Origin of the sequence: Acidovorax sp. JG5, assembly GCF_017939685.1 — a bacterium.
Taxonomy (GTDB): domain Bacteria; phylum Pseudomonadota; class Gammaproteobacteria; order Burkholderiales; family Burkholderiaceae_C; genus Acidovorax.
The window spans coordinates 1-320 of sequence record NZ_JAGKSE010000082.1; the positions used below are offsets into that span (position 1 = coordinate 1).

A 320-nucleotide genomic window follows, 5' to 3' on the forward strand; every position below is an offset into this window, starting at 1 on the left:
AGCGCCTTCACCAGCTCCGGCACGGCCGCAAACAAATCCGCCTCCAGCCCATAGTCGGCCACGCTGAAGATCGGCGCCTCCGGGTCCTTGTTGATCGCCACGATCACCTTGGAGTCTTTCATCCCCGCCAGGTGCTGGATCGCACCCGAGATGCCCGCTGCGATGTACAGCTGCGGCGCCACGATCTTGCCGGTCTGGCCCACTTGCCAGTCGTTGGGGGCGTAGCCCGCATCGACCGCTGCGCGGCTGGCGCCCAGGGCGGCGCCGAGCTTGTCGGCCAGCGGGGTCATGACTTCGTCGAACTTTTCCTTGCTGCCCAA

1 protein-coding gene is annotated in these 320 nt (G+C 66.2%); it reads right to left on the reverse strand.

Annotation, left to right across the window (positions count from 1 at the left end; genetic code table 11):
- Nucleotides 1-320, reverse strand: a 320-nt coding sequence (locus J8G26_RS19220; protein WP_210570869.1) for an FAD-binding protein, incomplete at both ends; no start/stop codon positions are given.